Consider the following 24,431-nt stretch of genomic DNA (forward strand, 5'->3'; position numbering starts at 1 on the left):
AACGATGGATATCATTAGCCAGCTCAACGCTGAACAGGTTGCTAAAATCGAAGAAAAGCGCAAGCTTCCAGATTTTCAGCCAGGTGACACTGTACGTGTTTTGGTTCGCGTAACTGAAGGTACACGTACACGTGTACAGGCTTACGAAGGCGTTTGCATTGCACGCGCTGGTGCAGGCCTCAACGAAAACTTCACAGTTCGTAAGATTTCTTACGGTGAAGGCGTTGAACGCGTATTCCCAGTTTACTCCCCACTGGTTGAAGGTGTTGAAGTTGTTCGTCGCGGTAAAGTACGTCGCGCCAAGCTCTACTACCTGCGCGGTCTGACCGGTAAAGCAGCTCGTATTGCTGAAAAGAAAGACAACCGCACCAAAGCAGAACGTGAAGCTGACAAAATTGCTGCCGCTAAAGAAGCCGCTGCAAAAGCTGCTGCTGCTGAATAAGATCAGTAAAAATCTATATGAAAAAGGCGGCTCTCGGGCCGCCTTTTTTATTGGCTGAATTACCGAAAATGTCCCTTATCCCGACTCAATTAAGATGCGTGAAAACGCATGTTAAACAAAAGCGGATATGCAATTTTTCAGTGCTGAATGATGCAAAACAGCTGATAAGTTACAGAAAACATTGGTACTGCGGCTTTTTATCCCGCCTGAATGGCTCAAAATGCGGGTTTTACAGCGTTTTTCGCTATTCTTGCTGGCTGTAATTCTGCTATAATCCGGGTGCAAACGAAGTTTTTTGCATGTTTTCGGTCGATTTTGTTTCGGAATCTTGCTGCGACACCCTGTTGCGCTTGCTGTTTCTTGACGAAACCGTGCTGTCAGTGCATAGACAACCATTATTTTTAGAACCGTTCAAAGGATACTCCGCAATGAGCGCGCCGCGTACACTTTATGACAAGATTTGGGACGATCATCTGGTGGATCAGCAGGATGATGGTACCTGCCTCCTCTATATTGACCGCCACCTTGTCCACGAAGTGACAAGCCCGCAGGCTTTTGAAGGTCTGCGTATGACAGGACGTAAAGTTCGTCATCCGGAGCGCACTCTGGCTGTGGTTGATCATAACGTGCCGACTTCGCCTGACCGTATCAACGGTATCAAAAATGAAGAAAGCCGCATTCAGGTTGAAGCACTGGCGAAAAACGCCGCTGATTTCGGCGTTGAATATTATTCCGAACGCGACAAGCGACAGGGCGTTGTGCATATCGTTGGTCCGGAACAGGGCTTTACGCTGCCGGGCATGACCATTGTTTGCGGTGACAGCCATACCTCAACCCACGGTGCTTTCGGCTCCTTGGCGCATGGTATCGGTACATCTGAGGTGGAACACGTTCTGGCAACTCAGACACTGATCCAGAAAAAGGCTAAAAACATGCTGGTGCGTGTGGATGGCAAACTGGCACCGGGTGTAACCGCTAAAGACATTACACTGGCAATCATCGGTAAAATCGGCACCGCTGGCGGTACTGGTTACGTGATCGAATATGCTGGCGATGCAATCACTTCCTTGACCATGGAAGGCCGTATGACGGTCTGCAATATGTCAATTGAAGGCGGTGCACGCGCTGGTCTGATTGCGCCGGATGATACCACATTTGATTATATCCGTGGCAAGCCACGCGCTCCGAAAGGTGAGCAGCTGGAACAGGCCATTTCTTATTGGAAGACTCTTCGCTCCGATGAAGGCGCTCATTTCGATAAAGTCGTAACCCTTGATGCAGCTGAAATTTCACCGGTTGTCACATGGGGCTCTTCGCCTGAAGATGTGGTTTTCGTAACCGATGTTGTTCCAAATCCGGATGACATTAAGGATGATACCAAGCGTTCATCCAAATGGCGTGCGCTGGAATATATGGATCTGAAGCCGGGCACCAAGATCACCGATATTGCGATTGATCGCGTCTTTATCGGCTCTTGCACCAATGGCCGTATTGAAGATTTGCGTGATGCTGCGCGCATGGTTGAAGGCAAAAAAGTTGCTTCCACCGTCAATGCGATGATCGTTCCGGGCTCAGGCCTCGTGAAAGAAATGGCTGAAGCAGAAGGTCTGGACAAGATTTTCATCGAAGCAGGTTTTGACTGGCGCGAGCCGGGCTGCTCAATGTGCTTGGCGATGAATGATGATCGTCTGGCACCGGGCGAGCGTTGCGCTTCGACTTCAAACCGTAACTTTGAAGGTCGTCAGGGTTTTAAAGGCCGCACCCATCTGGTGTCGCCTGCGATGGCCGCAGCCGCTGCTGTTGCCGGCCATTTTGTTGATATTCGCGATTGGAAATAAGCCTTCCTTGGCGATTGAATTTCAAAAGGGTGCAGTTCAGGCTGTGCCCTTTTTTATTAAGACCGGATGATAAATAGCTGGCTTTTACCCGTGACGTAAAAGCGCTTCGCACTTTTGTCTGAAATGCTCTAGAAGGTAAGTCAGTTTGGAATAACAAGACGATCGTTCTTGAAACTGGTTTATGCTGATGAGGCATATATGATTTGGAGGACTGACCTAAATGACGAATGAGCATGCTTTTGATATTGCTTTGTTGCATTTGCGTGATGCCCATGAATTTGCCCCTTTGCTGGCAAGCTACGCGCAAGCTTTGAAGCGTGGCGCACCGCGCCGTCCTGATGAATATTATGCTGAACATTTGTTGCAGGATCGCAGTGCCGAAATTTTAGGCGCACGTCTGAACGGCGAAATCGTCGGTTTCACGATTTTCTATGATCTGCCTGAGCCTGTTTCAGGTATGCGTGCCGGTCAGGTCGATCACATTTACGTGCATCATGAGCATCGCGGCAAAGGCATTGCCAAGGCGCTGATTGATGTGCTGGCCGATAAAGCCGAAGAGCGCGGCTGGAGTAAATTGATGCTTAATGCTCCGCGCGTGCCGGAAGACGGACGCAAGCTTTATGAGCAGGTAGCAACCGCTGCTGACTGGTCCAGCTATGTGATTCGCTTCGGCACCTGAAAAAAGCAAGTGCCGGATATAGGATTAAAAAGTTGATTAAAATCAGCAACTTTTAAGGGTTTCCTGTTTTAACCGATTGAAGTGCACTGAATGGCGGATTTTGGCAAAAGCTGCGACTAAATGTTTAAATCTAAGCCAAAAGCGACTTTGACGTGGTCACAAAAGAGCAGTAAACCACCAAGTAGATGATCGTATTTTGCGATCTCAACGTATTTTACCCGATCGGGTGCGCAAGTGAGGACTGGATTGCGCACTAATGTCTTTAAGAGTTCGTGGATTTACGAGCCCTTATGATCGGGACGTTACGCAAGGGAAGCCTACGAAAAGCCATGACTCAACCTACATCAACGCGTCAGCGCCCTTTATCTCCCCATTTGTCGGTGTATCGCTGGACCATTACGATGGCCATGTCGACCATGCAGCGACTGACCGGTATCGCGCTTTATGCCGGTACGGTTTTGCTCGCTGCCTGGCTTTTGTCAGCTGCGATCAGTGAAGAATGCTTCAATTTTGTCAACATGATTTACGGCTCCATTATCGGTCGTATTATCCTGTTTTGCTACACTTGGGCTTTGTTGCACCATATGGCTGGCGGTATCCGTCACTTCATCTGGGACATGGGTGCGGCAATGGAAAAACATACTGCTTCCAAGATTGCATGGGCGACTTTGATTTTTTCATTGGTTGCAACTGTGCTGGTTTGGGTCATCGGTTATTCGGTGCGCTAAAAGGAGATGACTATGAAAGATATGCGTACTCCTCTTGGTAAGGTTCGCGGACTTGGTTCTGCCAAAGAAGGCACCGGCCACTTTTGGGCACAGCGTATGAGCGCTGTGGCTCTGGTGCCGCTGGTTCTTTTCTTTGTTGGCTTGCTGGTTTCTCTCAATGGCGCTGATTATGCGACAGTAAAAGCAACACTTGGCCATCCGGTGATTGCCATCATTATGGCACTTTTCATCGCAACAGGCGCCTACCACATGCGTCTTGGCATGCAGGTTGTTGTGGAAGATTATATTCATAGCGAAGGCATGAAAATCGCTCTGGTGATGCTCAACACATTCTTCTCGTTTGTGATTGGCTTTGCCGCTGTATTTGCGGTTCTCAAGCTCAGCTTCGGAGGTTGATAAGCCCGATGGCTAAAACAGAAAATAAAGCAGCAGGCGCTGATAAAGTTAAATTTGGTGGTCGTACTTATACCTATGTTGACCATAAATTTGATGTAGTTGTCGTTGGTGCGGGTGGTGCGGGCTTGCGCGCAACGCTCGGTATGGCTGAACAGGGCTTCAAAACAGCCTGTATCACTAAAGTTTTCCCGACCCGTTCGCACACCGTTGCGGCGCAGGGCGGTATTGCCGCTTCGCTGTCCAATATGGGGCCGGATTCATGGCAGTGGCACATGTACGATACCGTCAAAGGTTCGGACTGGCTCGGCGACATGGATGCGATGGAATATCTGGCGCGTGAAGCACCGGCTGCTGTTTACGAGCTGGAACATTACGGTGTGCCGTTCTCACGTACCGAAGAAGGCAAGATTTATCAGCGTCCGTTCGGCGGTCACATGCAGAACTTTGGTGATGGCCCGCCGGTACAGCGTACTTGCGCAGCTGCTGACCGTACCGGTCACGCCATTTTGCACACGCTTTACGGCCAGTCTTTGAAAAACAACGCGCAGTTCTTCATTGAATATTTCGCGCTTGATCTGATCATGACTGACGGTGTCTGCACCGGTGTTGTGGCATGGAACCTCGATGACGGTACCATCCACCGCTTCTCGGCCAAAATGGTTGTGTTGGCGACCGGTGGTTATGGCCGTGCTTATTTCTCCGCGACATCAGCCCATACTTGCACCGGTGACGGTGGCGGTATGGTGGCTCGTGCGGGGCTGCCTTTGCAGGATATGGAATTTGTTCAGTTCCACCCGACCGGTATTTACGGTGCAGGCTGCCTGATTACAGAAGGTGCGCGCGGTGAAGGCGGCTATCTGGTTAACTCAGAAGGCGAGCGCTTCATGGAGCGTTATGCTCCTTCTGCCAAGGATCTGGCGTCGCGTGACGTGGTTTCGCGTTGTATGACACTGGAAATCCGCGCTGGTCGCGGCGTTGGTAAAGATAAAGATCATATCTATCTGCACCTTGATCACTTGGATCCGGCTGTTCTGCATGAGCGCCTGCCAGGTATTTCAGAAAGCGCCAAGATTTTTGCCGGTGTAGATCTGACCAAGGAACCCATTCCGGTTATCCCGACAGTTCACTACAATATGGGCGGTATTCCGACCAACTATTGGGGCGAAGTGCTGAACCCGACTGAAGCCGATCCGCATCGCGTACAGCCGGGTCTGATGGCTGTTGGTGAAGCTGGTTGTGCGTCCGTTCACGGTGCAAACCGCCTTGGCTCCAACTCGCTGATCGACTTGGTGGTCTTTGGCCGTGCGGCTGCAATCCGCGCTGGTGAAGTGATCGACCGTGAAGCAAAAATTCCTGCCATTAACGAAGCTGCCTGTGATGTGATCATGGAGCGTTTTGACCGTCTGCGTTTTGCCAATGGTTCCACACCAACGGCTGTGCTGCGTGATAAGATGCAGCGCACTATGCAGGAAGAGGCGGCTGTGTTCCGTACATCCGAATCCTTGAAGGAGGGCTGTGTCCGTATGGCCGCCATCTGGAAGGAAATGCCGGATATTAAAGTAACCGACCGTTCGATGATCTGGAACTCTGATCTTGTGGAAACACTGGAACTGGAAAACCTGATGGCCAATGCGATCACCACTGTGGTGGCAGCGGAAGCCCGTAAGGAAAGCCGCGGCGCACATGCGCATGAGGATTATCCGGATCGTGATGACGTCAACTGGCGCAAGCACTCACTGGCATGGTTGTCGGAAAATGGCGACGTGAAGCTCGGTTATCGTCCGGTGCATGTTGATCCGCTTGTCAAAGAAGAAGACGGCGGCATCAGCCTTGCAAAAATTGCGCCAAAAGCGCGTGTATATTGATCGGGGGACAGAGCAATGGCTGAATTAGCACTTCCCAAGAATTCGCAGATTAAACAGGGTAAAACCTGGGAACGCCCAAGCGGCTCCAATAATCTGAAAGAGTTTAAAATTTATCGCTGGTCGCCGGATGATGATGAAAATCCGCGCATGGACACCTATTTTGTCGATCGCGATGATTGCGGCCCTATGGTTCTTGATGGTTTGCTTTGGATTAAAAACAAAGTTGACCCGACCCTGACCCTGCGTCGTTCATGCCGTGAAGGTATTTGCGGCTCTTGCGCCATGAATATTGACGGTGCCAATACGCTCGCTTGTACCAAAGGTATGGATGAGGTTAAGGGCACAGTTAAGGTTTATCCTTTGCCACATATGAAAGTGGTCAAGGATTTAGTGCCGGATATGAGCAATTTCTACGCTCAGCACCGCTCTATTGAACCATGGCTGAAGACTGTTTCCCCAGAGCCTGCGAAAGAATGGCTGCAGAGCCATGAAGATCGCGCTAAGCTTGATGGCTTGTATGAGTGCATTTTGTGTGCTTGCTGCTCGACATCTTGCCCGAGCTATTGGTGGAATGGCGACCGCTATTTGGGCCCTGCTGTTCTGTTGCAGGCTTATCGCTGGTTGATTGACAGCCGCGATGAAGCAAAAGGTGAGCGTCTGGATAACCTTGAAGATCCGTTCCGTCTTTACCGTTGCCACACTATTATGAACTGTGCGCAGACTTGCCCTAAGGGTCTGAACCCTGCCAAGGCGATTGCCGAAATCAAGAAGATGATGGTTGAGCGCCGCGTGTAATCACGGCAATCGGCCTCTTGAAAACTTCAATAAAAAAGGCAGGGATTTCCCTGCCTTTTTTATCATCTAAAATACGCAAACTTAGATTTGCTCACCTTGTAAAAGGCGTGGAATATCTTGTGTCAGGCCGGAGGCCTGGCGAATGAAGAATTGTTTCAATACCGGCAGACGATCCACCAGCCCCAGACCGATGGTACGCGCTGTGCGCAGCGCCAGATGATCGTTGGAGAACAATCTGGTTAAAACGTCACTGGTGACGCCCATACGTACCGTATCAAAACGACGCCATGCCTGATAGCGCTCCAGGGCTGCAAAGGAACCGATATCGAGCCCCAGACGATCAGTTTCGACAATCACCTGTGCAAGTGCTGCGGCATCTTTAAAGCCGAGATTCAGACCTTGGCCTGCCACGGGATGAATGCGGTGTGCCGCATCACCCACAAGCGCAAAGCGCGGTTTGACAAACTCGCGTGAGAGCGAAAGGCCAAGCGGGAAGGCGCGTTTCATACCATCGACACGTAATGGCCCCAGATGATGGCCGAAGCGTTGTTCCAGCTCGGCTTCAAAGATGAAGTCATCTTCTTTAATCAAGCGCTCAGCATCCGCTGTGCGTTCAGACCAGACCAAAGAGCAGCGATTGCCTTTCAGGGGCAAAATGGCAAATGGGCCTGAAGGCAGGAAATGTTCAATGGCTACGCCGTTATGTGGTTTTTCATGGGCAACATTGCAGACAATGCCGGACTGTCCATATTCCCAGTCAACGGTTTTAATGCCGGCCAGATCGCGCAATTTCGATTTTGCGCCGTCGGCTGCTACCAGCAATTTGGTGTGAATGGTTTCACCCGATGAGAGGTGAACCTGCACTTCCTGTGGCAGTGTTTCAAAACCATCCACACTGGTGGCTTCGATAAATTTGATGCCTAATTCGCTCGCACGTTTGTGCAGGGAGCCATTAAGAACACGATTTTCGACCATATGGGCAAAAGGTTCGCCGGGCTCCACTTCACCGTCAAAAGTCAAGAAAACAGGACGCACAGGATCGGATGTGCGCGAATCTGTAATCACCATTTCAGTGATTGGTTCAGCGTCCGGCAGAATTTCTTTCCAGCAGCCAAGCTGGTTGAGCATACGCGAGGCAGCGGCTGCAATCGCAGAGGCGCGCGGGTCTTTTTTCCATGCACCGGCTGGCGCACCGTCAACAATGGTCACGTTTAAATGCGGCGAGGCAGCTTTGACAGCAACTGCGGTGGTGAGCCCGACATAGCCAGCACCCGCAATTACCAGATCGGCTGTCAGGTCAGCTTGCTCTGTTTTAGCTTGGCTTTTTTTAGCACTCATGTCCGGCATCCTTTTTGCAGTTCTTATGCACATATGCATATTCGCATTTACTACATGATATCACAAGCAAAAGGCATATCTTGTTGTCGCAGCAATTTTGACGCATTTTGCTTGAGCATCTTTGACGATAACGTGCTTTGATCATTGATTTTAATAACCAAACCTCCGTATTTCGTCGTCTTTTATATGTGTATCGGGAGTTGTTTTGTCTATGTCACATGACGCGAACCCATCTGCTGCATCTGCGCCGTCCGCTATGCAAAAACTTCTCACCATTCTTGATCTGGAGACGTTGGAGCATAATCTTTTTCGCGGTAATAGCCCGCAAGTGGGCTGGCAGCGTGTGTTTGGCGGGCAGGTAATCGGGCAGGCCTTAGTGGCGGCACAGCGTACTGTCGATCGTGACAAGTTTGTCCATTCTTTGCACGGTTATTTTATGCGGCCGGGGGACCCGTCTATTCCGATTATTTATGAGGTGGACCGGATCAGGGATGGTTCGAGCTTTGCTACGCGACATGTGCTGGCAAAGCAGCATGGTAAAGACATATTCACCCTTTCGGCCTCCTTCCAGCTGGATGAGCCGGGGTTTGATCATCAGCTGCCAATGCCGGTTGGCGTTGTTATGCCGGAAGCATTGCTCAGCGACGGTGACATGAAAGATAAGTTCTTGAATAAAGCGCCACCGGCTGTGCGCAAATATTGGGAGCGCGAACGTCCGGTTGAGATCAAGCCGGTTTCGCTTGATCATTATTTCTCGCGTGAAAAATTGGAGCCGCGCCAGCAGGTCTGGGTGCGTGCAGTGGATGTGGTGCCGGATGAGCGAACATTACAGGCGGCAGTGCTGGCCTATCTGTCGGATATGACACTGCTTGATACGTCTTTATTTGCGCATGGGCGTTCGATTTTCGATCCTGATTTGCAGATTGCCAGCCTTGATCATTCGATGTGGTTTCACCGGCCATGTAAACTGGATGATTGGTTGCTATATACGCAAGACAGCCCCAGCGCTTCCGGCGCGCGAGGCTTTACGCGTGGCTCCTTCTATACGCGTGACGGAATACTGATCGCGTCGGTGACGCAGGAAGGCTTGATCCGAGTTCGTAGATAGATTTCATTATAATTGAAAATAAATATTGCTACTTAAGTAGAGTGTTTCATTCGCCTTAATATGAAAGAAGATATGGTTTTGGATTGTTATTTGGTATAAATAAGGATCATTATTAGAAATGGATACCCCATTGCGGGTAAAAATTATGGTCAGAAATGCAGAATATTGATCATCGTGATGTTAAATTAAGTATCCTTGTTCCATGTTATAATGTTTCTAAATACATAAATGAGTGTTTGGATAGCATCGCTGATCAGATGACTGATGAGTGTGAGGTTATCATTTACGATGATGGTTCTAAGGATGATACAGTTCAAAAAATTTCTGAGCATAGAATTGTTTTAGATTCAGGTGCGCGTTTTATATTAGCGCAAGAGAACCGTGGCTTAAGCTATGCGCGTAACAGTTTACTCAAGCACTCCAACGGGCAATATGTTTGGTTTTTAGATTCTGATGATAAGATACTTGATAGTGCAATTAATAATTTGATTAATTGCATTCAATTATCCAAGCCTGATATTATATTTTTTGATTATAATACTTGGTATCAGGATCCTACACCACGTATGATACGTAAAGGCTTTCAGCGCACTAGTTTTGATGGAAAGCCAGGTTTTCATCATAATATTGATAATTCTTTATATAACTTAACTGTTAAAAGTACGAGATTACATGCCTGGTCAAAGGTTTATAATAGAAATTTATTTAAGGTTGGAACAGAATTTCCGGTCGGAAAAATATTTGAAGATGTAGCTGTTGTTCCTCTTTTGTCAGCATATGCCGAAACAGCTTATTATCTAAATCAACCGTTCCTTGCTTATCGTATCAGGGAAGGGAGTATTTTATCGTCGCTTAGTGCTGAGAAGGAAATTGAAAGCCTTAAAGCAATCAATGAACTAAAAAGTAAATATGAGAAAAACATAGGCGCTTTAAGCAAGAAATCTCATATGGTCACGACTTATTTCGCAACTTGGCAATTGCGTCAAATTATCAAAGCAATAGCGAAACATCCAGATAAGCAAAAATGTGCTTTTTTAATTGAACAGTGTTTGAATGAGTTTAAAAAAATACATGGAAAAACTACGCTTTATGCGCTTTATGCATGTTTGCGTGAAGGAGATTTTTTCCACTTTTTGCATTGTTCAAAACGTTTGATACAAGCATATCTTATTTGCTATTTTAATAAGCAAAGAAAGATCTGATGACATTAAGCTTAAACGGTCGCGAATTTAGTTCTTATATATAATCGCGCTCGGCGATGGTTAATGAGGTCTTAACTATCGGTGTTTTATGATGTCCCGAATCTGCAAAATTATCGTGTTTGGCATGCTGATTTTGCAGGAGCTTAAAGAGCAGGGTTATTCAGGACAGATTTCATGCGGCAGGGATATCCGGTCAACGATGAACGGCTAAATGGTGACAGATTACGATTGATGACGTTGTTGCGGCGTCAGGTCGATATTCTGCTCGGACTGTTTTTGCTGGTTCTGGTCGGTTTGGCGATCGGTGCGCTGGCTACATGGAATGTAACTGACCCGAGTTTTAGCCATGCAACATCGCAAGAAGCGACCAATGCGCTTGGTTATCCGGGTGCGGTTTTTGCCGATTTCGCCATGCAGTTTTTGGGGCTTGCCAGTGTTACAGCCCTTTTGCCCTTGGTGTTCTGGGGCATTTTGCTGATGGTTCAGGGTAAAATCGGCCGTTTGCCAAAAAGAATTATGGCATGGATTTTATCGGCATTACTGTTTGCTGCCATTGCCAGTTGTTTTTCTGTACCGCCAAGCTGGCCGATGCAAATCGGCTTGGGCGGTGTTTTCGGTGATATGATGCTGAAACTGCCCGGCCTTTTTCTGGGCGTGTTTCCGCACGGCGCTATCGCTTCTGTTATCGCACTGGTTTTACTGTTTCCCGCTATTTGGCTTTGTGCTTTTGCCGGTGGTCTGACAGGCCGTAAAAACGGTCTGATTAAATCTGGTGCACAGCCGGCCGATGATGCCGAGCCGGAGGACTATGATTATTACGATGAAGATGAAGAGGATGACGAGCCAGCACCTTCGCGCTTCCAGTTTGTCGGTGCTGTTACCCATTGGTATTTAAGTGCACAGGCACTAATGCGTCGCTTGACGGGTTCAACCAAAAAACGCGATGCGCGCCGCGATGATGATCCTTTTGGTGATCTGCGTGGTAGCGGCCGTCGTCGTGAACCTGGCTTTGGTGGCGATGATATCGCGCATGATGAACCGCCATTTGCGATGGGGGGTGATGATGATCATGATGACTGGTCGGATGAGGAGCAGCCAGCAGCAGTCGCGCAAACGACTAAACGTGCATTTTCAAACCGTAGCAATGCCCGTGCCGCGCGTGGTAAACGCAGCGGCGCTTTCGAACTGCCGTCTTTGCAACTATTGGCCGAGCCGAAAGCGGTAATGCGCGATGCGACATTGTCGAAAGATGTGTTGGATCAAAATGCCCGTATGCTGGAAGGTGTGCTGGAAGATTTTGGTGTGCGCGGCGAGATTATTAGCGTTAAGCCGGGGCCGGTGGTAACGCTTTATGAACTTGAACCGGCACCTGGTATTAAATCTTCGCGTGTCATTGGTTTGGCCGATGATATTGCCCGTTCCATGAGCGCTATTGCTGCACGTGTGGCGGTGGTTCCGGGGCGTAATGCCATTGGTATTGAATTGCCAAATCAGAAACGTGAAATGGTCTATTTGCGTGAGATGCTGGCGAGCCGTGACTTTGAACAGAACAAGGCCAAGCTGGCGCTGGCGCTGGGTAAAAATATCAATGGCGAACCGGTGATTGCCGATATTGCCAAGATGCCTCACGTGCTGGTGGCGGGTACGACTGGTTCGGGTAAATCGGTGGCCATCAATACGATGATCTTGTCGTTGGTCTATCGGATGACGCCGCAGGAATGTCGTCTGATCATGATTGATCCGAAAATGCTGGAATTGTCGGTTTATGACGGTATTCCGCATTTGCTTACGCCTGTGGTGACTGATCCGAAAAAGGCGGTTGTCGCGCTGAAATGGACAGTGCGCGAGATGGAAGAGCGCTACCGTAATATGTCCAAAGTGGGCGTGCGTAATATTGACGGCTTCAATGCCCGTGTCGCGCAGGCGCAAAAACGCGGTGAATCAATTTCCCGTACCGTGCAAACCGGTTTTGACCGAAACACCGGCGAAGCAATTTACGAGACAGAAGAGCTCGATTTGCAGCCAATGCCTTATATCGTCGTTATCATCGACGAAATGGCTGATTTGATGATGGTTGCGGGTAAGGATATTGAAGGTGCGGTGCAGCGTCTGGCACAGATGGCGCGTGCGGCGGGTATCCATGTGATCATGGCAACACAGCGCCCGTCTGTGGATGTCATCACCGGTACGATCAAAGCCAACTTCCCGACCCGTATTTCCTTTCAGGTCACTTCTAAAATTGATAGCCGCACCATTTTGGGTGAGCAGGGCGCCGAGCAGCTGCTTGGCATGGGTGACATGTTGTTTATGGCGGGTGGCGGTCGTATTCAGCGCGTTCACGGGCCATTTGTCGGCGATGAAGAGGTTGAACAGGTTGTGCAGCACCTGAAGAGCCAAGGTGTGCCGGAATATCTGGATGCCATTACTGAAGACGATGAAGATGAAGGAATGGGGCCCGGCGGCACTTCCAATCTGGAAGATTCCGATGATCCTTATGATCAGGCTGTGGCTGTCGTATTGCGTGATAAAAAGGTTTCGACCTCTTATATTCAGCGTCGTCTCGGCATTGGTTATAACCGTGCAGCCACCATCATTGAACGGATGGAAGAAGAAGGCCTGATCAGTCCGGCCAATCATGCCGGTAAGCGCGAAATTTTAGTGCCAACCGACGGTGACGACTACTAAGGCAAAGTGCCTGAGAAGGTCTGAGCGTACCTGAAGTTGATTGTGGCAGATGTGATGTCGAGCGCCTTACTAACGACAAACTGGCGACCTACATAATATTTGATGATAATGAAAAGAGAGATTTGGAAGCGAATGAATATGCTGTTTTCCAAGCTGGTTGATAAAGTAAAAACGATCTCTGTTGCAGGAACAGTTTGTGCAGCTGTTGGTATGAGTTTGCCAATGGCAGCGCTGGTACCGGTAAGTGCGCAGGCACAAAATGCCGATGCACAAGCGCAGAAAATTGCAGATCATTTTTCCGGAATTCGCACTATGACAGGTGAGTTTGTTCAGTTCGGCCCGAAGGGCGACCAGCAGGGCGGCACATTTTATCTGGAGCGTCCGGGTAAAATTCGTTTCAACTATGAAAACTCGCCGATCCGTGTGATTTCCGATGGTCAGTCTGTGGTGATTAACAACCGCAAGCTCGATACATGGGATCAGTACAAACTCTCGACCACACCGCTTAAAATGCTTCTTGATGATCGTATTGATTTAGGCGGCGGCCGCCTGAAACAGATCAAACAAGAACCGGACATGACCACTTTGGTGGTCGGTGATAAGTCGATTTTCGGTGATTCCAAAATCACCATGATGTTTGATCCCAAGACCTATGAGCTGAAGCAGTGGACAATCACTGATGCGCAAAACCTTGATACCACGGTAATGGTTTTCAATGTGCGCACCGGCGTACGTTTTACCGATGATATGTTCAAAATTGACTATCAGCGCATTGCCATGAAGGGCAAGAAAAATAAATAAAGAACAGGGAAACCGCTTTTTTCCGTCTCTATTGTGGATGCGTGAGAAGAGCGGTTTTTATTTTTGACTTTAGTGCTACTGTGCTCGCGTTTTTTAATGAAAGCGAGTGAGTGAAATGGCATTTTCTGTTGCGACCTGGAATATCAACTCTGTGCGCCTGCGGCTGCCTTTGGTCGAGCAGTTTTTGCAAACCTATCAGCCTGATGTTTTGTGTTTGCAGGAAACAAAATGTCCGGATGATTTATTTCCTCATGATGCTTTTAAAGCGCTTGGCTATGAGCATATCGCGATTAGCGGTCAAAAGGGTTATCACGGTGTTGCTACAATTTCGCGCCGCCGCTTAAGCGATGTCAATGTAATCGGTTTTTGCGATATGGGCGATTGCCGCCATCTAAGCTCGGTGGTGGAAGCCGGAAATAAAAAAATCCGCATACATAATTTTTATGTGCCTGCCGGTGGCGATGAACCAAAGCCGGATATCAATCCTAAATTTGCCCATAAGCTTGGTTTTCTGGAAGAAATGCGCAATGTCGTTGCTGATCAAGGCGACGGTTTTTCATCTATTCTGGTTGGTGATCTCAATATTGCGCCACTGGAAAACGATGTCTGGTCACATAAGCAGATGTTGAAAATCGTCAGCCATACGCCGATTGAAACCGAAACGCTGGAAGATCTGCGCGTCAAAGGTGGCTGGAGCGATTTGATGCGTCATCTTATTCCGGCGGATCAGAAGATTTACACGTGGTGGAGCTACCGCGCCAAGGATTGGGATGCATCCGACCGTGGCCGCAGATTGGATCACGTTTGGGGCTCACAGGATTTGGAAAATCACATCAAGGATTTGCAGGTCTTGCGTGAAGCACGCGGTTGGGAGCGTCCGTCTGACCATGTGCCGGTAATCGCGAGCTTTGATCTTTAATCACAATTCTTACAAGCGGTCAGGTGCTTTGTGCCTGACCGTTTTTATTTCTTTTATGTAGAGCCGCATTTCGGGCTGAACTGCGTGCAGTGCCTTGCGGGGTCAGAACCGGCACAAAAACCCGCCGTGAAGTGCGCCTTGCTACAGGCACTCCTTGATAAAGTCGCTTTTGCGCTTCCACCACCAAAACACCGGCAAAAACCGGCCAGCATGTACGGGCAATCCGTTCTAGCCCCGAGACAGGCTTTTGCAGCCAGCTTTTTGAGGTGGGCGGAAAATGCAGGGCATCTTTGGTGGCTGTCACAGTAAAATTGGCTTCACGTAGCGCGGACATAATTTGGCCGCGACTATAAGGTCGCCCGCTGCCAAAAGGCGTGTGCTCAAAACGGGCCCAGATACCGCGCCTGTTCGGCACGACAATCAAAAGGCGGCCATTGGGAGCAAGAACCCGCCACATCTCATTGAGTGTCTCGGCCGGGTTTTCAGAAAACTCCAGTGAATGTATCATCAGGATGCGATCAATGGAGGTGTCCGGCAGCGGCAATTCTTCATCAAAAACCAGAGCTGTGGTGTTTGCTTGCCGTTGCGGCCATGCAACGGCACCCTGACCGGCAGGCATGAAGGCAAAGGTGCGCTCTGCATCGCCTTTGAAACGGTCAAGAAAAGGCAGTGTATAGCCAAGCCCTACAAGGCGCTCATCGGGCATGCGCGCCCAAAGGGCGCTCAGTGTCATGGTGATGGAGCGCTCGGCCATCATGCCGAGTTTACTATCGTAAAAAGAGCGCAGAGCAATAATATCAGGATGCATCGCAATACCTTATCGTATGCACCATGAAAACCATAGGCATGATTATTGCCAGCAGCCGAGGTTTTTGCCTTTAAGATTGTGGCTGTCGATTTCAACGATCAGACGCGGATCTTCACGCATCAGGAAAAGTGATGTTCGTTGTTTGAGTTCGATCTTTTCCCAGCCGGCGCATTCGGTTGGCATAATCGTTTTATCCAGCGTGATTTTTTCAGCATAGGTATTAACGCTGCACCCCTGCATGAAAGCCAGCAGCGGCAGTAACACAGCTATAGGCCGGATATGAGATGATGATAACACGCTAAAATCCATTTTTTGTGCATTCTCGCTACGTTTTAAGGCAGGCTTAGTTGCTCCTAATAATAAAGAGCATTTTCAATCAGTCTATAATTAAATAAGGCTTAGGTCGACTATTTTGTTAACTCATCCACTGCAGCAGTTTAAAATTAATATTACATAAATATTTCGAATTGAATACATTTATTGGCTGTGCAAATTAATAGTAATTCTTTGTTTAAATAATATTTTAAAAAAACAATACTTTATTAATTGAAGGATTAACAAATGCTTAATAAATTGACGGCTGAATTTATCGGCACCTTCTGGTTGGTTTTTGGTGGTTGCGGCAGTGCAATTCTGGCTGCAACATTTCCTGAGCTTGGCATTGGCTTTTTAGGCGTTGCCTTTGCTTTCGGTTTAAGTGTTCTGACTATGGCTTATGCGGTCGGGCATATCTCCGGCGGCCATTTCAATCCGGCTGTTTCGCTGGGGCTTTTGATCGGTGGCCGCATGCAAAGTCGTGAGCTATTGCCATATTGGGCGGCACAACTGGCAGGGGCTATAGCGGCTTCACTGGTGCTGTTCATCATTGCTTCCGGCAACGACACCTTTGCACCTGAAAGCTTCGCTTCAAATGGTTATGGAGACTTGTCCCCCGGTGAGTTTAATATGGTTTCGGCACTGATTATTGAGATCGTGCTGACCGCATTTTTTCTGCTGATCATTTTAGGGGCAACATCAAAACAAGCGCCTAAAGGTTTTGCACCGATTGCTATTGGCTTGAGCCTGACCCTCATTCATCTGATATCGATACCGGTGACTAATACCTCGGTTAATCCGGCGCGTTCAACAGGTGTGGCACTCTTTGCAGAAACAGCAGCTCTTGGCCAACTCTGGCTGTTTTGGCTGGCACCATTATTAGGAGCGGCGCTCGGCGCCATGACGTGGAAAGTCTTCCTCGGCAAAGACTAAAAATTGCAGCCTTTGATATGGGTGAATAAGAACCGGATTTATGCTTGCGGGCAAAAGCGTTTTTCAACGCGCTGCTTGATGGTCATGCGATCCGGTTCTGCCACTTCCAGCAGATCGGCCAGCCGCCACATCACGGCATCTTCCAGTTCATGAGCTTCGCCGTCGCTGTAAACCATTTCCCACATCAGCTCGATAAATTCGAGCCGTGCAGCCTGATTGAGATGCCGTTTCAGCACCATCGAAAATCCGTAAATATCGATAGCTTCCTGATCGGCTTTTTCAGCGGCTTTAATCAGACGTTCGACGGCTTCTCGGGGCAGGGCATAGGCTTCCGACAGGGTGCGGTAAAGCACATCGCGTTCCGCTTCACGACGATCCCCGTCCACATCCATGATGTGTAAAAGAAGGGCTGCTGCTGCCAGACGGGGATCATCATCAGAAAAATTCTCAGCAGGCTCCCCCATGACGCTCTGCTGAATGTCTTTCATAAAATCAAGTAGCCGATCTAGCATGCAGTTCCCCGATGTAGCGCTTAAAATAAGCGCATATTATTAGTTTTAATGGCACCGACATCATCCGGATGCACACCCGGATCATCCACAACCGTCAGCGGAATGTCACGTTTTTTGTTTTTGTCAGATTTGGGTGCAGCAGGTTTGGCGGTTTCCGGCTCACTGCTATCGGATTCCTGTTCTTTTGTTTCAGCAACAGGAGGCTGAGGCGCTTTTTGCTTTTTAGGCGGCGTGACTGGCTTTTCCGCTGTGAGATCGAGCACAGGGACGGTTTCTGTCCAGTCAGCGGCGTCATCTTGCGACCCAAGCACTTCTTGCGGCTCTGATTCAATCATCGGAGCCAGTTCTTCCACCGGCACTTTCCACTCAAAACTGTTGAGGCGGCCGGTAACAGGCGAAACCGGAGCCCATATTTGTGACACATAGCCATCGGCTGTCCAAACCGGATCGCGCGGTGCTTTAAGCGCTTTGCTCAGCCATTGACGTACCAACCCCTGATCGCCGCTATCGGCTTCTTCAATATCGGCAAGCAACAGATAAGCGCTTTTGCGCGGCGCGGCATTCAAGACCTGCTCAACCTGATCGCGTGCCACGTTAAATTCATTGGCATCATAGGCAGCGCGTGCCAAGGCCAGATTGCTTTCGACATTATTGCTGCGAAGTGACACCAGATGGCGTGCGCGTTTCAAGCGGTCATGGGCAGTGTCGCCACTGCGGCCATGCACATAAACATCGGCAACTTCAGGATGAGGCTCTTTTTTCCACGCGGCTTCCAGAATTTTGGATGCTTTGCGCACTTCGCCTTGGGCAAAAAGAGCGCGTGCAGCAACAACAGATGCCGGAATAAGATCGGGATTAAGCTTATGCGCTTCCAGTGCAATGCTACGTGCTTCAAGCGGCTCGGTTTCAAGTTTTGCCATAGCTTTGGCGGTCAGCAGAGCTGCGCGTTCTTTTTTGGCCACTTCTTTGCTTTGGCGCAGTGATTGCTTGCGCGCTTCAACCAGATTAAGTGCTGCATCCCAATTGCCTTGAGCGCAGAGCTGGCCAAGAACGGCAGATGATGCCCATTCGAGCTGTGGCGCATGGCGCACTGCTTCGGCCGCGTAGTTGCGGGCAGCGTCATAGGCGCCCATACGCAGCGATTCAATATAAAGACCACGCAAACCCAGTAAACGTGTTTCAGGGTCTTCCACCATCGCCTCAAAGCCTTTGCGTGCATCATCGGCACGGCCTTCAAGCATGGCGGTTTGTGCTTCCAGTAATTTGATCAGCGGTTCCTGATCGGCACTGATCAGTTTTGCAGCCTGTGCCGTCATACGGTGCGCAGCTTCTGCGTCACCTGCACCGGCTGCAATCAGGCCGGTGGATAAGGATTGATAGCCACGGTCGCGCTTGCGGGCACGAAAATGACGGCGCAAAATATGCGGCGATTGATAGATGTTTTTAATCAGCCACCAGCACAGCATAAAACCTGCAACAATGGCGACAATGCTGGCCGCAGCCACCATCAGGCTGATGCGGTAGCGCTGGCCGCCAAACATCATCACCAGATCACCTGGTCGATCAGCCAGCCAACCAAAGCCTAAGCCTAAGGCGACAATAATCAGCACATAGATAAAAATTCTTATCATGCGAGCGCTCCTTATTGTGCAGCCTGAGGTGTGTCTGCATCCGCTTTCGGTTGCAGGCTCTGAGTCATCAGACGGGTAAGCAGCTGATCGGCATCACGGCGCAATTTCATCTGACCGGCAAATTCCTGACTGACAGCTTTGGCATCGGCCGGAAGTTGTTCCCATTCATTAATGGCGCGTTCCAGATCTGCCGAATGCAGTGCCGATTCCATGCGGGCGGTGGTCGGGCCAACGCCTGTGCCGCTGACATCACCGACAGGGCGCACGCTGATAAGTCCTTTGGCGCTTGCCATCAGCTGCTCCCACAGGCCTGCATCTGGGGCTGGCTTATTGGCTGTTGCAACGATTTTATCGGCCACAGGATTAAACCATGCGTTTAAATCCGCAACGGTCGGAATGCCCGTACCTGCATGTTGGGTAAGCATTTCAATAGCCGGATCAGCAGGGCGCAGAGAGGTGAATGTTTCCAACTCATTCACAAAAGAGCCGCCGCGATCAATGGCGTTTTTAAGTGCATTGGCGGCAATTAAAGTGGCTATGTCAGGTTGGTGGACTGTCTCGGAGATTTTTTCCTGCAAAGCCGAAAACTGATCTTGCAATGCGGTGATCGAGCTTTGATCGGTAGAAACATTGGCAGCGGCTTCATTGGCTTTTGATGTCGCTGTTGCAAGCTGTGTTTCAAGTGCTGCAATTTTGGCGGTCAATCCGTCAATGTCAGCATCGACATTGGCGCTGGTTGCAGTTGGCAGATTGTCGATCTGTTTTTGCAGGGCGTTCAGTTTTGCCGTTGTGGCATTGCCCAGCTCATCCAGTTTGGTGGCGGTTGTCTGTGCAAGACCTGCCGCCTGATCAAGTTTTTGCTGGCCTGCCTGATCTAGTCTGGCCGAAACTGGTGCGATTTTAAGGGCGGAAACTTCCTGTTCCAGATGGGCTAATTGCTCGGCGGTAACGCGCGCACCAGGCGAAGGAATAACATTGCCCCATTGTAAAGCCGCAGCCCCTGCCAGAGCAATGACGCCGCCTGCTATGCCCGCCATCAGATTGGAGCCGGTATTGCGGGTGTTTTTCACTGCGGCCGGTTTTGAAGCCGGTTCGTTGGTTTTTGCCGATGCGCTGGCCGATGCACTGGCAGATGCGCTGGAAGCCGTGCTTGATTGTGGTTTTGGTTCGGCCTGCATATGGGATTGTGACACGGAACCTGTTTCCTTTAATCTATCGGGCTTTGCTGTGTTTTGCTGCGCTGAGGCGGCGGTTGGTTTGGCAGCCGGTGATTTCGCCGCTTCAGTTTTAACCGTGCCTGGGCGGGCGGTTTTCGCTTTGGTAAAATCGCCGACCGGCTCCGCTTCATGCGTGTGCAGCTTCGGGTTCACAGCGTCACCTGCTCCTTGGCGCGGCGCGGGATCATGTTCGATCGTCACGGGTTTGCGTATTGGCTTTGAGTGTCGCGGTGTTCCGGATTTTGCCATTGGTCCTCTCGTCATGATTAACGCAGCAATTAGCAATCTATATGGTCAGCAACTTAGCAGATATAACCTTGATATGAAGGAATCGTTGCCTCATTTTTGGTTAAATATGCTGAAATAGCCTAAAAATTCCGTTTTCATCGGGGTGATCAGCAGAAAAACTGTTGTTTTTCCAGTGTTCAGGCAGCAGTTCAGCGACACGCGGGGCGATACAGAAAAACTTCACGCTGGCCTGAAAAAGCGGGGCGGGTGTCTTTTCCTGCACGCTGATAAGGCTGCTGGCGGCAACACCGGAATATAATAACACCGCCGCATATGGCTGATTGATGATCGCATCCGGTTGAACATTTGTCGCAACCGTATCGTAAATATCATAGACCTGCATGATGATGCCGGTCGTGTGAACGCGCTCTTCAAAAACCGGCTGGCGCACGCGTCCTGCCAGATAGATGATATGTGCCTGAGGCGGCAAATGAGCGGCGATTGTTTGGGCAAGCCTTACGGCATCCCCGCCGCCTTCAATGACCGTTTGAAAGCCGTATTCACGCGCCACTTCGGCGGTGCGTACACCAACGGCAAAAAGCGGCAGATGTTTTAAGCTTTCAAGGAGTGCGGGATCAGCATGGCGAAAAGCATTGATGCTGGTGGCGGTAACCGCCACATAATCCAGCATCTCGACTTTGGGGGATAGCGCTTGTGTTTGTGTGAGTGGAAAAACATCCGCGATAAATCCGGCCTCTTGCAAAAGACGAGCAGTGCGCGCTGCCGCTGGTTGCGGCCGCGTCACTAAAATGCGTCTTCCTTTGCCTTCCGGCAGTTTTACCGAGGATGCAATTTCCAAATCAGCCAATCCCGATCTTACCAGTCTTTGAAAAAGTCTGAGCCTGCCATGGCACGTACGCGCTTGGCGGCATCTTCACCAATTGCAGCAGCATCCGCGATGGAGCCTTCGCCGCTGACGTGATGTGCCTGTGTGCCATCAGGGGTGAGAATCATACCGTTAAAGCGTAATTGTCCCTGATCGATGATTGCAAGACCGGCAATCGGTGTGCGGCATGAGCCATCAAGATGGCCTAAAAATGCACGTTCACATGCAAGGGCAATTTGCGTTTCGCGGTGGGCAAGGGGCGCCAGCAGCGCATCAATGCGTGCGTCACCAATGCGGCTTTCAATTGCGATTGCACCTTGGCCGGGAGCTGGCAGAAAATGTTCCGGCTCCATCAGGTCGGTAATGACATCCTGTAGCCCGAGGCGGCGCAAACCGGCAGCGGCCAAAAATGTACCGTCCACTTCGCCTTCTTCTAGTTTACGCAAACGGGTTTGCACATTGCCGCGATACATGACGATTTTCAGATCAGGGCGCAGACGGCGAATGAGCGCCTGACGGCGCAACGAAGATGAACCAACCACAGCACCTTGCGGCAAATCAGTGAATTTTTTGACATTGCGGCCGATGAAAGCATCGCGCGGGTCTTCACGTTCCAGATAGACAGATAAATGCAAACCATCCGGTAGCACAGTTGGAATATCTTTGGTGGAATGGACGGCTACATCAATTTCGCCAGCATGGAGTGCTTGCTCAATTTCTTCGGTGAACAAACCTTTGCCACCAATTTCTGCTAAAGGGCGATCCTGAATGCGGTCACCGGCGGTGGACATAGGAACGATTTCAATGGCCTCTTCAGGCAGGCCGTGGGCTTCCTGTAAGCGGCGGCGCGTTTCATAGGCTTGAGCAAGCGCGAGCTTGCTGCCGCGCGTGCCGATCTTCAAGGATGCTGTTTGCATATTCTTTCGTCCATGATACCGGGTTGCATAAACTTGTCATAATGTGGTTTAGCCTATGGCCTAACCAAAAATCCCCTCGGGGGCAACAAATTCAGGGTCTAATCGCAAATGCGCGTGCTTGGAATAGAGACGAGTTGCGACGAAACAGCCGCAGCTATAGTCGAACGGGATGAAAATGGACATGGGACAATTCTGTCCAATGTCGTGTTGAGCCAGATTGCCGAGCATGAACCCTATGGTGGTGTCGTGCCGGAAATCGCTGCCCGTGCGCATGTGGAGGCTCTGGACAGGCTGGTGAAACAGGCCCTTGCCGAAGCAAATTGTGAGCTTGGCGATGTGGATGCCATTGCTGCAACCGCAGGCCCCGGCCTCATTGGCGGGCTGATTGTTGGCCTGATGACCGGCAAGGCGCTGGCCTTGGCCGAGAAGAAACCATTTTATGCGATCAATCATCTGGAAGGCCATGCGCTGACAGCGCGCCTCACCGATGGATTGAGCTATCCTTATTTATTGTTGCTGGTTTCCGGTGGTCATACCCAGATGGTGCTGGTGCGTGGTCTTGGCGATTATACCCGCCTTGGCACCACGATTGATGATGCTTTGGGCGAAGCTTTTGACAAAACTGCCAAGCTTTTGGGGCTGCCATATCCGGGCGGACCTGCCGTTGAACAGGCAGCTTTAAAAGGCGATCCGAAGCGTTTTTCACTACCGCGTCCGTTAAAAGGCGAGGCACGGCTTGATTTTTCCTTCTCCGGTTTGAAAACCGCAGTGCGCCAGACCGCAACAGAAATCGCGCCTTTAAGCGAGCAGGATGTTGCCGATATTTGTGCAGGCTTTCAATTGGCTGTTGCTGACACATTGAGTGACCGTGTCAGCCGCTCTTTGAAACGCTTTAAGCAAGAATATCCCGATAAGCCAATGCCGGAGCTGGTGGTGGCTGGTGGGGTTGCTGCCAACAAAGCTTTACGTGCTGCCTTGCAGGGGCTTTGTGATCGCTATGGTTTTCGCTTTGTCGCGCCGCCGCATAATTTATGCACCGATAATGCAGCCATGATTGCATGGGCAGGTGTGGAACGGGCTTTTCAAGACGAATCATTTGGCAAAAATGGTGATCCGCTTGATATTGCGCCACGTTCGCGCTGGCCGCTGGATCAGAAATCCGCGCCATTAATCGGCACGGGACGCAGAGGAGCCAAGGCATGACGAAAAATTTAAAAGTTGCTGTCCTTGGTGGCGGGGCGTGGGGAACGGCGCTTGCGGTGATGGCTGCCAATAATGGCCATCAAACGATGCTTTATGCCCGCGATGCGGCAACGGTTGAAGATATTAATCTTAACCATCAAAATCAGCGTTACTTAGGCGATATTGTGCTGCCTGCAAGCGTGTTGGCGAGCAGCGATGCAGCAGAGGTTTTGAGCGGTGCTGATATTGTTTTGTCGGTTATTCCGGCGCAGGTAATGGGTGAAGCTTTAGCTCAAATGACTGAGCTTATTCCGCAATCGGCACCGCTGGTTTTATGCGCTAAAGGCATTGAGCGCAGCACTGGCCGTTTGATGTCGGAAGTGGTGAGCGAAGTTTTACCCGAACATCAGCTTGCTTCGCTATCGGGCCCAAGCTTTGCCACGGATGTGGCGCGCGGACTGCCAACGGCTGTGACTATCGCCAGTAAAAATATTGCCATTGCCGATCAGGTTTCTGTTGCTTTATCTGGGGCTGCATTCCGCTGCTATTCAACGGATGATCTGACCGGTGTGGAAATCGGTGGTTCATTGAAAAATGTGCTGGCCTTGGCGGCTGGTGCTGCAATCGGGCGGGGTCTTGGTGCAAGTGCCCAGGCCGCACTGGTGACCCGCGGTTTTGTTGAATTGCGCCGTATCGGTCATAAAATGGGCGCTCGCCCTGAAACAATTATGGGCTTGTCGGGCTTGGGTGATTTGATGTTGACCTGCTCATCACCGCAATCGCGCAATTACTCTTACGGTATGGCTTTGGGCGCTGATGAAGACCTGTCGCGCCGTCCATTGGCAGAAGGTGTGGCCACAGCCCCTATTGCAGCGGAGCTTTGTCTGAAATATCAGATAGCCGCACCTATCATTGATGCAACGGCTGCGCTTTTGGCTGGCGAGATCACTATTGATGATGCAGTGACCGCTTTGATCAACCGGCCACTGAAAATAGAAGATTAAAA

General features: G+C 50.1%; 22 protein-coding genes and 2 pseudogenes. 16 read left to right on the forward strand and 8 right to left on the reverse strand.

The window, feature by feature from the left end; translation table 11 throughout:
* Nucleotides 1-4: 4 nt before the first annotated feature.
* The 7 genes from rplS (at nucleotide 5) to ABDZ76_RS05875 (ending at nucleotide 6,743) form a co-directional block, all read left to right on the forward strand.
* Nucleotides 5-442, forward strand: coding sequence for a 50S ribosomal protein L19 (rplS, locus tag ABDZ76_RS05845; protein WP_343802583.1), 438 nt, complete (start codon nucleotides 5-7; stop codon nucleotides 440-442).
* Between the two features lie 428 nt (nucleotides 443-870).
* Complete coding sequence (gene leuC, locus ABDZ76_RS05850; protein ID WP_343802586.1) at nucleotides 871-2,280, forward strand: 3-isopropylmalate dehydratase large subunit; 1,410 nt, start codon at nucleotides 871-873, stop codon at nucleotides 2,278-2,280.
* A 220-nt stretch (nucleotides 2,281-2,500) separates the two neighbouring features.
* The gene (locus tag ABDZ76_RS05855) at nucleotides 2,501-2,959 is read left to right on the forward strand and encodes a GNAT family N-acetyltransferase (RefSeq protein ID WP_343802589.1); all 459 of its coding nucleotides are present in this window, start codon (nucleotides 2,501-2,503) and stop codon (nucleotides 2,957-2,959) included.
* 329 nt (nucleotides 2,960-3,288) lie between these two features.
* Entirely contained in the window at nucleotides 3,289-3,687 is a 399-nt protein-coding gene (gene sdhC, locus ABDZ76_RS05860; RefSeq protein ID WP_343802592.1) for a succinate dehydrogenase, cytochrome b556 subunit, read from the forward strand.
* A gap of 12 nt (nucleotides 3,688-3,699) precedes the next feature.
* Nucleotides 3,700-4,083, forward strand: a complete 384-nt coding sequence (sdhD, locus tag ABDZ76_RS05865) for a succinate dehydrogenase, hydrophobic membrane anchor protein (protein ID WP_374844595.1) — start codon at nucleotides 3,700-3,702, stop codon at nucleotides 4,081-4,083.
* 8 nt (nucleotides 4,084-4,091) lie between these two features.
* Nucleotides 4,092-5,948 (forward strand): succinate dehydrogenase flavoprotein subunit, encoded by a 1,857-nt coding sequence (gene sdhA / locus ABDZ76_RS05870; RefSeq protein ID WP_343802598.1) that lies wholly within the window; start codon nucleotides 4,092-4,094, stop codon nucleotides 5,946-5,948.
* Between the two features lie 15 nt (nucleotides 5,949-5,963).
* Nucleotides 5,964-6,743 carry a succinate dehydrogenase iron-sulfur subunit gene (locus tag ABDZ76_RS05875; protein ID WP_343802601.1) on the forward strand — a complete coding sequence of 260 codons (780 nt, stop codon included), beginning with the start codon at nucleotides 5,964-5,966 and terminating at the stop codon, nucleotides 6,741-6,743.
* A gap of 81 nt (nucleotides 6,744-6,824) precedes the next feature.
* Here ABDZ76_RS05875 and ABDZ76_RS05880 read toward each other — a convergent pair whose 3' ends face one another.
* A complete protein-coding gene (locus ABDZ76_RS05880) occupies nucleotides 6,825-8,081 on the reverse strand; it encodes a ubiquinone biosynthesis hydroxylase (protein WP_343802604.1) in 1,257 nt (418 codons plus the stop codon).
* A 211-nt stretch (nucleotides 8,082-8,292) separates the two neighbouring features.
* Here ABDZ76_RS05880 and tesB point away from each other — a divergent pair, with 211 nt between their 5' ends.
* From tesB to ABDZ76_RS05905, 6 genes and pseudogenes are all read left to right on the forward strand, one after another.
* Nucleotides 8,293-9,189: an acyl-CoA thioesterase II gene (gene tesB, locus ABDZ76_RS05885; protein ID WP_343803151.1), complete on the forward strand. Its 897-nt coding sequence runs from the start codon at nucleotides 8,293-8,295 to the stop codon at nucleotides 9,187-9,189.
* Between the two features lie 155 nt (nucleotides 9,190-9,344).
* A complete protein-coding gene (locus ABDZ76_RS05890) occupies nucleotides 9,345-10,391 on the forward strand; it encodes a glycosyltransferase family 2 protein (protein ID WP_343802607.1) in 1,047 nt (348 codons plus the stop codon).
* Nucleotides 10,392-10,622: 231 nt separating this feature from the next.
* Nucleotides 10,623-11,033, forward strand: a pseudogene (locus tag ABDZ76_RS17670) (DNA translocase FtsK 4TM domain-containing protein); the annotation flags it as partial.
* A gap of 351 nt (nucleotides 11,034-11,384) precedes the next feature.
* Nucleotides 11,385-13,076, forward strand: a pseudogene (locus ABDZ76_RS05895) (DNA translocase FtsK); the annotation flags it as partial.
* 138 nt (nucleotides 13,077-13,214) lie between these two features.
* Entirely contained in the window at nucleotides 13,215-13,877 is a 663-nt protein-coding gene (locus ABDZ76_RS05900; RefSeq protein ID WP_343803154.1) for an outer membrane lipoprotein carrier protein LolA, read from the forward strand.
* Between the two features lie 115 nt (nucleotides 13,878-13,992).
* Nucleotides 13,993-14,796 (forward strand): exodeoxyribonuclease III, encoded by an 804-nt coding sequence (locus ABDZ76_RS05905; protein ID WP_343802613.1) that lies wholly within the window; start codon nucleotides 13,993-13,995, stop codon nucleotides 14,794-14,796.
* A 19-nt stretch (nucleotides 14,797-14,815) separates the two neighbouring features.
* Here ABDZ76_RS05905 and ABDZ76_RS05910 read toward each other — a convergent pair whose 3' ends face one another.
* The gene (locus ABDZ76_RS05910) at nucleotides 14,816-15,604 is read right to left on the reverse strand and encodes a class I SAM-dependent methyltransferase (RefSeq protein ID WP_343802616.1); all 789 of its coding nucleotides are present in this window, start codon (nucleotides 15,602-15,604) and stop codon (nucleotides 14,816-14,818) included.
* A gap of 42 nt (nucleotides 15,605-15,646) precedes the next feature.
* Complete coding sequence (locus ABDZ76_RS05915) at nucleotides 15,647-15,844, reverse strand: hypothetical protein (RefSeq protein WP_343803157.1); 198 nt, start codon at nucleotides 15,842-15,844, stop codon at nucleotides 15,647-15,649.
* A 321-nt stretch (nucleotides 15,845-16,165) separates the two neighbouring features.
* Between ABDZ76_RS05915 and aqpZ the strand changes: the two genes are divergently transcribed.
* Nucleotides 16,166-16,852 (forward strand): aquaporin Z, encoded by a 687-nt coding sequence (gene aqpZ, locus ABDZ76_RS05920; protein ID WP_343802619.1) that lies wholly within the window; start codon nucleotides 16,166-16,168, stop codon nucleotides 16,850-16,852.
* 38 nt (nucleotides 16,853-16,890) lie between these two features.
* Here the strand turns inward: aqpZ and ABDZ76_RS05925 are convergent, their stop codons facing one another.
* From ABDZ76_RS05925 to hemC, 5 genes are all read right to left on the reverse strand, one after another.
* Nucleotides 16,891-17,364 carry a tellurite resistance TerB family protein gene (locus ABDZ76_RS05925; RefSeq protein ID WP_343802622.1) on the reverse strand — a complete coding sequence of 158 codons (474 nt, stop codon included), beginning with the start codon at nucleotides 17,362-17,364 and terminating at the stop codon, nucleotides 16,891-16,893.
* A gap of 20 nt (nucleotides 17,365-17,384) precedes the next feature.
* A complete protein-coding gene (locus ABDZ76_RS05930; RefSeq protein ID WP_343802625.1) occupies nucleotides 17,385-18,995 on the reverse strand; it encodes a heme biosynthesis protein HemY in 1,611 nt (536 codons plus the stop codon).
* An 11-nt stretch (nucleotides 18,996-19,006) separates the two neighbouring features.
* Complete coding sequence (locus ABDZ76_RS05935) at nucleotides 19,007-20,461, reverse strand: COG4223 family protein (protein WP_343802628.1); 1,455 nt, start codon at nucleotides 20,459-20,461, stop codon at nucleotides 19,007-19,009.
* A gap of 100 nt (nucleotides 20,462-20,561) precedes the next feature.
* Nucleotides 20,562-21,299: a uroporphyrinogen-III synthase gene (locus tag ABDZ76_RS05940; protein WP_343802631.1), complete on the reverse strand. Its 738-nt coding sequence runs from the start codon at nucleotides 21,297-21,299 to the stop codon at nucleotides 20,562-20,564.
* Nucleotides 21,300-21,316: 17 nt separating this feature from the next.
* A complete protein-coding gene (gene hemC / locus ABDZ76_RS05945) occupies nucleotides 21,317-22,243 on the reverse strand; it encodes a hydroxymethylbilane synthase (protein ID WP_343802634.1) in 927 nt (308 codons plus the stop codon).
* A 108-nt stretch (nucleotides 22,244-22,351) separates the two neighbouring features.
* On the opposite strand from hemC, the gene tsaD reads away from it, so the two are divergent.
* Nucleotides 22,352-23,446: a tRNA (adenosine(37)-N6)-threonylcarbamoyltransferase complex transferase subunit TsaD gene (gene tsaD, locus ABDZ76_RS05950; protein WP_343802637.1), complete on the forward strand. Its 1,095-nt coding sequence runs from the start codon at nucleotides 22,352-22,354 to the stop codon at nucleotides 23,444-23,446.
* A complete protein-coding gene (locus ABDZ76_RS05955) occupies nucleotides 23,443-24,429 on the forward strand; it encodes an NAD(P)H-dependent glycerol-3-phosphate dehydrogenase (protein WP_343802640.1) in 987 nt (328 codons plus the stop codon). The genes tsaD and ABDZ76_RS05955 overlap by 4 nt, the downstream gene beginning before the upstream one ends.
* Nucleotides 24,430-24,431 lie beyond the last annotated feature (2 nt).

The organism is Paenochrobactrum glaciei, from assembly GCF_039522165.1.
GTDB classification, from domain to species: Bacteria; Pseudomonadota; Alphaproteobacteria; order Rhizobiales; family Rhizobiaceae; genus Paenochrobactrum; species Paenochrobactrum glaciei.

Bases quoted from the DNA above. Each gene is read 5' to 3' on its own strand.
- ABDZ76_RS05875 (WP_343802601.1), top strand. From the start codon at position 5,964: ATGGCTGAATTAGCACTTCCCAAGAATTCGCAGATTAAACAGGGTAAA.
- ABDZ76_RS05955 (WP_343802640.1), top strand. From the start codon at position 23,443: ATGACGAAAAATTTAAAAGTTGCTGTCCTTGGTGGCGGGGCGTGGGGA.
- ABDZ76_RS05925 (WP_343802622.1), bottom strand. From the start codon at position 17,364: ATGCTAGATCGGCTACTTGATTTTATGAAAGACATTCAGCAGAGCGTC.
- tesB (WP_343803151.1), top strand. From the start codon at position 8,293: ATGTCACATGACGCGAACCCATCTGCTGCATCTGCGCCGTCCGCTATG.
- sdhD (WP_374844595.1), top strand. From the start codon at position 3,700: ATGAAAGATATGCGTACTCCTCTTGGTAAGGTTCGCGGACTTGGTTCT.
- ABDZ76_RS05905 (WP_343802613.1), top strand. From the start codon at position 13,993: ATGGCATTTTCTGTTGCGACCTGGAATATCAACTCTGTGCGCCTGCGG.
- ABDZ76_RS05890 (WP_343802607.1), top strand. From the start codon at position 9,345: ATGCAGAATATTGATCATCGTGATGTTAAATTAAGTATCCTTGTTCCA.
- ABDZ76_RS05880 (WP_343802604.1), bottom strand. From the start codon at position 8,081: ATGAGTGCTAAAAAAAGCCAAGCTAAAACAGAGCAAGCTGACCTGACA.
- leuC (WP_343802586.1), top strand. From the start codon at position 871: ATGAGCGCGCCGCGTACACTTTATGACAAGATTTGGGACGATCATCTG.
- tsaD (WP_343802637.1), top strand. From the start codon at position 22,352: ATGCGCGTGCTTGGAATAGAGACGAGTTGCGACGAAACAGCCGCAGCT.
- ABDZ76_RS05930 (WP_343802625.1), bottom strand. From the start codon at position 18,995: ATGATAAGAATTTTTATCTATGTGCTGATTATTGTCGCCTTAGGCTTA.
- ABDZ76_RS05910 (WP_343802616.1), bottom strand. From the start codon at position 15,604: ATGCATCCTGATATTATTGCTCTGCGCTCTTTTTACGATAGTAAACTC.
- sdhA (WP_343802598.1), top strand. From the start codon at position 4,092: ATGGCTAAAACAGAAAATAAAGCAGCAGGCGCTGATAAAGTTAAATTT.
- hemC (WP_343802634.1), bottom strand. From the start codon at position 22,243: ATGCAAACAGCATCCTTGAAGATCGGCACGCGCGGCAGCAAGCTCGCG.
- ABDZ76_RS05935 (WP_343802628.1), bottom strand. From the start codon at position 20,461: ATGGCAAAATCCGGAACACCGCGACACTCAAAGCCAATACGCAAACCC.
- ABDZ76_RS05915 (WP_343803157.1), bottom strand. From the start codon at position 15,844: ATGCAGGGGTGCAGCGTTAATACCTATGCTGAAAAAATCACGCTGGAT.
- ABDZ76_RS05855 (WP_343802589.1), top strand. From the start codon at position 2,501: ATGACGAATGAGCATGCTTTTGATATTGCTTTGTTGCATTTGCGTGAT.
- rplS (WP_343802583.1), top strand. From the start codon at position 5: ATGGATATCATTAGCCAGCTCAACGCTGAACAGGTTGCTAAAATCGAA.
- ABDZ76_RS05900 (WP_343803154.1), top strand. From the start codon at position 13,215: ATGCTGTTTTCCAAGCTGGTTGATAAAGTAAAAACGATCTCTGTTGCA.
- aqpZ (WP_343802619.1), top strand. From the start codon at position 16,166: ATGCTTAATAAATTGACGGCTGAATTTATCGGCACCTTCTGGTTGGTT.
- sdhC (WP_343802592.1), top strand. From the start codon at position 3,289: ATGACTCAACCTACATCAACGCGTCAGCGCCCTTTATCTCCCCATTTG.